The following is a 3810-nucleotide window of genomic DNA, read 5'->3' on the forward strand; positions in this document are numbered from 1 at the left end:
CACAGGGTTTTGCGGTGATCACAAATTTTGAAATCACCATCAATCACTGTGGGAGCGGGCTTGCCCGCGAAGAGGCCATTCAAAACACCACCAATCTCAAACTGACCACCCCTCCCCCAATCCCCGTATAATCGCGCTTTTTTCCCCAAAGGCACCCCGCAAGTGGCAGACAAACGCTACAGCTGCATCGGTTTGTACAACCCCAAATCACCAGAGAACGTCGGTTCCGTGATGCGCGCCGCTGGCTGTTATGGCGTGGCGTCGGTGTTCTACACCGGCAAACGCTATGAGCGCGCCGCCGACTTCGTCACCGACACCAAGCGCGTCCACTACGACATCCCGCTGATCGGCATCGACGACCTGAAAAAGATCCTGCCGCTCAATTGCGTGCCGGTTGCCGTGGAACTGGTCGAGGGCGCCCGCCCGCTTCCCGAATACACCCACCCGGACCGCGCGCTGTACATCTTCGGCCCGGAAGACGGCTCGCTGGACAAGGAAATCCGCGACTGGTGCGAAGACGTGGTCTACATCCCCACCACCGGCTGCATGAACCTGGCCGCCACGGTCAACGTCGTGCTTTACGACCGCATGGCCAAGGGCCTGAACACCCGCTCGGGGCCGAAATTCCGCTGATTTTCGCGACATTGGATGGAACGAGCGGGCAAGATCGGCAGTCAGCTTGAATATCGACCTATCAAAGCCCCACTGCCTGGAGACAGACCATGAGCGAACTCAAACGCGTAGAACGCATCGATTCCACCCCGTTCCAGAGCCCGACCGAGCAAAACGTCCAAGGCTGGGAACGCCTGGGCTCCCTGGCCGGTGGCGTGGTGATGGTCGGCAAGGGCCTGCGCCGTGGCGGGATCTTCGGCTTGATTCAGGTGGCTATCGGCGGAGTCGCCCTGGCTCGCGGCATCACTGGCCATAGCTCGGCGAAAAGCCTGCTGGAGAAAAGCCGTCAGGACATGAACAACGTGCGGGCGAAGATTCAGCGGGCGGGTGAGGAATTGAGCCAACTGAAAGCCAATGCCGAGGCGGCGACCAAGACCGCGACGGTAACCGGCAATGATTCATTGAAATCGCCCAAGGCATAAAAGCTAAAGATCGCACCCTTCAACAGCTCCTGCAGGAGCTTGCGCGGGCTGCGATCTTTTTTATTGCAACAAATCGGTGTCCAACACCTTGGAAGAATCCCCGATCACGCTCTCACTGAGCTGAACGAACTCCTTGGTATCCAGGGTCCCCAAGCGCATCGCCCCGCGCAGCACATCATCCAGCGAACGCTTGTTGCGGGTCTTCAGGCGAATCTCGCGGTCCAGCTCCTGCATCAGCACCACGGCCTTGGCGATCTGCGCCGGGCTGACCTGTTCGCTGCGCAAAGTGGTGACTTTCTGGCCAGCCTTGGTCAAGCGTTCCTGCAAACTCTGATAGCGCTCGTCGCTCATGCCACCGGCGCGGCGCACCAGTTCGATGGCGTAGTACTCGGCGAAACCTTCGCTGATCCAGTCGCTGCGCTGCTTGTCGTTGATTCGCCCGAACAGCTGCGCCAACTCCCGCACCAGCGCGCTGCTGCCGCTTTCGCTGACCAAGGGCAAATGAGTGTTCAGGTAGATCGATTCATGGGCCGCGAGGCTGCCGCGCCACATGGGATCGTTGGCGCCGACAATCAGCAGCTTGGAGGGATGACGTTCATATACGGCTTGCACCTGCGGCCAGACAAACGTCAGCAGGGTCAACACATCCATGCGCCGCATGCCCTGCCGCTGGGGCGAGGCCACGGTCACTTCGGTTTCCCCCAGGCGGGTGCGGCGGCTGCCCAGGTTACCGGCGAGCATCCAGCCGGTCGGCCGGTCGAACAATCGGGAAACGTTGTCGATGCGGAATTTGTTCTTGCCGATACGTGGCCAGGCGGTTTCGACGCTTTTCCAGCCGTTGGGCAATTCGAATTCCAGGCGCGAGACCAGTTCGATGCCGTCCTGCTGATCGAGCCGGGCCGGTGGCACCAGATCCTCACCGCGCAGCAGCGCCCAGTTCGGGGTCATGCGGGTGTCGAAGCTGCCATTCTTGCGGGCATGGCTGATGTGAACGCGGTAGGTCAGGCTGGCCTTGTCCGTTGCCGGGCGCCAGATGCCGCGAGCCTGCGCGCCCGGGGTCAGTTGCCACTGGCCGTCGGCCTTGAAATCGCTGTAGCGGCTGCCGTCGCCCAGATCGAAATCCAGGCTGCGCACCGCCGAGCCCTGGGCCAGGGTCAGTCGCACTTCTGCCTGGTCACTTTGCGGCAACAGACGCACGTGGTAATCCAGATCGACCTTCTTCGCCGCCCACACGGGCGAGCTCAGGGCCAGAAGCCCAACGACCAGCGCCCGCCGCCATCCCACAGCCATACACACTCCTTGGTGAAATCCGAACTCGCCGTGGCGATCAACCCGCGCGGAAAATCAGATGATCTTCCCAGTCATCTTCCGGCACGCTGCCTTCGGCCAGCATACGCCCGGACTGAGAAATACGTTCGTGATGCACGGCGTCGCGGTCGCCGCACACCAGGTGATGCCACAACGGCAGGTCCTTGCCCTCGCTGACCAGGCGATAACCGCAGGTCGGCGGCAGCCATTTGAACTCATCGGCCTTGCCCGGGGTGAGCTGGATGCAATCAGGCACCGAGGCGCGACGGTTCGGGTAATCGCTGCACTGGCAGGTTTTCAGGTCCAGCAGTTTGCAGGCGATGCGCGTGTAGTAGACGCTGTTGTCTTCTTCGTCTTCGAGCTTTTGCAGGCAGCACAGACCACAGCCGTCGCACAGCGATTCCCATTCCTCCTGATCGAGTTGATCGAGGGTTTTGCGTATCCAGAACGGTTCGACTTTGGCGGCCATGTCTCAAGCATCAACATCAGGTGGTGAAAAGGCCGCCAGTCTAGTGCCCAAGGCCCCCGGGGCCAAGCACTGGCGACTGCCGGTAGATCGGGACTTGTCAGTTTTTGCTCCGACCAGTAGCTTTGCCAGTCGCAAGGCGCCCTGCCCGCGTGCCATTAACGCTCGACCGCGTTGCATTACGGTGAATCGCCACGGCGCCCGACAAACCTCACCGCCCAGCTCAACTGCGCTCGCAGGTTTACGACACCCTCACTTTCAAACGTAGCAAGGAATCTCTTGATGAGTGCAAACCCGCGCATTGCCGATTACGTCATCCATCCTCAGTTCACCGATCGCTGGTCGCCTCGCGCCTTCACCGGCGAAGCCATTCCCGTCGAAACCCTGCTGAGCTTCCTCGAAGCCGCGCGCTGGGCGCCATCGGCGTACAACTCGCAGCCATGGCGCTTTCTCTACGCCCGTCGCGACACGCCGAACTGGGAGCGTTACCTGGGCCTGCTGAACGAGTTCAACCGCAGCTGGGCGCAACACGCCTCGGCGTTGGTGATCGTGATCTCGAAAACCACCTTCACCGCCCCCGGCGCCAGCGAAGAAACCCCGGCCCTGTGGCACACCTTCGACACCGGTTCCGCCTGGGGTCATCTGGCGCTGCAAGCGAGCATCAGCGGCTGGCACACCCACGGCATGGCCGGTTTCGATCAGGAACTGACCCGCAAGACTTTGAACATTCCAGAAGGCTATGCGCTGCACGCCGCCGTGGCGATCGGCAAGCTGGGGGACAAGGCATCGCTGGCCGAGTACCTGCAAGCCCGTGAAGAGCCGAGCCCGCGTCGTCCGTTGAGCGAGCTGGCTGCCGAGGGTGATTTCACCCTCTAAGCCACGCTGCAAAACGAATGTGGGAGCGGGCTTGCTCGCGAATGCGGTGTGTCAGACAGCTATTTG

Annotated in this window: 5 protein-coding genes; 3 read left to right on the forward strand and 2 right to left on the reverse strand. The window is 61.4% G+C overall.

Annotated elements, in window-relative coordinates; translation table 11 throughout:
- Window positions 1-162: 162 nt before the first annotated feature.
- Both ACW9JE_RS29415 and ACW9JE_RS29420 read left to right on the forward strand, forming a co-directional pair.
- Entirely contained in the window at window positions 163-633 is a 471-nt protein-coding gene (locus ACW9JE_RS29415; protein ID WP_007911337.1) for an RNA methyltransferase, read from the forward strand.
- Between the two features lie 89 nt (window positions 634-722).
- A complete protein-coding gene (locus ACW9JE_RS29420; protein WP_224535823.1) occupies window positions 723-1094 on the forward strand; it encodes a YgaP family membrane protein in 372 nt (123 codons plus the stop codon).
- A gap of 60 nt (window positions 1095-1154) precedes the next feature.
- Here ACW9JE_RS29420 and ACW9JE_RS29425 read toward each other — a convergent pair whose 3' ends face one another.
- Together ACW9JE_RS29425 and ACW9JE_RS29430 are read right to left on the reverse strand one after the other, a co-directional pair.
- Entirely contained in the window at window positions 1155-2384 is a 1230-nt protein-coding gene (locus tag ACW9JE_RS29425; RefSeq protein WP_457434759.1) for a hypothetical protein, read from the reverse strand.
- Window positions 2385-2421: 37 nt separating this feature from the next.
- Window positions 2422-2871 carry a YcgN family cysteine cluster protein gene (locus ACW9JE_RS29430; RefSeq protein ID WP_224535819.1) on the reverse strand — a complete coding sequence of 150 codons (450 nt, stop codon included), beginning with the start codon at window positions 2869-2871 and terminating at the stop codon, window positions 2422-2424.
- Between the two features lie 279 nt (window positions 2872-3150).
- Here ACW9JE_RS29430 and ACW9JE_RS29435 point away from each other — a divergent pair, with 279 nt between their 5' ends.
- The gene (locus ACW9JE_RS29435; protein ID WP_175376167.1) at window positions 3151-3744 is read left to right on the forward strand and encodes a nitroreductase family protein; all 594 of its coding nucleotides are present in this window, start codon (window positions 3151-3153) and stop codon (window positions 3742-3744) included.
- The last annotated feature ends 66 nt before the right edge of the window (window positions 3745-3810 follow it).

Source organism: Pseudomonas sp. SDO55104_S430 (assembly GCF_054070595.1).